This is a genomic window from Acinetobacter sp. NIOH-H-8, assembly GCF_046635365.1.
In the GTDB taxonomy this organism is placed as follows: Bacteria; Pseudomonadota; Gammaproteobacteria; order Pseudomonadales; family Moraxellaceae; genus Acinetobacter.
Map to the genome: position 1 here is coordinate 1 of NZ_JBHDVN010000128.1, position 575 is coordinate 575.

Sequence of the window (575 nt, forward strand, 5' to 3'; positions counted from 1 at the left end):
TGTCCAGCTAAGCTGAGGCAGGTGTTTGTTGTAGTCGGGCCGCTACAATATTGATAAAGAGCACCTGTATGTTTAATTTCAAGATTTTTAATAAAGTCTCTACGGAAGTATTGACGATCAAAAATGATCTCCAGCTTAATGCTGAGCTGCAATTAATTAATAAATATAAAACGGCTATTTCTGAAGATTATAAACAGGCTATTGTTTTGATCTTTAAAGAACGCGGCTACACACGTTTGGAAATAGGTCAATTACTTGGGGAGCTAAAAGCTTCATAAAATACAGATTAAACAAAGCTTGGATATACATCCAGGCTTTATAAAAAAGTACCTAGCTGTTACCCTTGTCCTGATTTTTTTACTCTAAAAAGTTTCTTCATCTTATGACACCTACGCCACCTTAAGTTTATTTACCTTCTTAAATCTGTAAATAACTCATCACTGTCTAGCTAGTGATGTGGTGTAGTCGCTTGTGTGTTGTATATATCACATCACTAGCCTATCTGAAAAATTAAAAAACAGGCTATGTTTATGTTATCTAATGTCCGAGAACAGTGGTTCTCTAACATCCGTGGG

At 35.5% G+C, this 575-nt stretch carries 1 protein-coding gene; it reads left to right on the top strand.

Annotated elements, in window-relative coordinates; all coding sequences use genetic code 11:
- The first annotated feature begins 68 nt into the window (after positions 1-68).
- A complete protein-coding gene (locus ACEWB7_RS17370) occupies positions 69-278 on the top strand; it encodes a hypothetical protein (RefSeq protein ID WP_004282305.1) in 210 nt (69 codons plus the stop codon).
- Positions 279-575 lie beyond the last annotated feature (297 nt).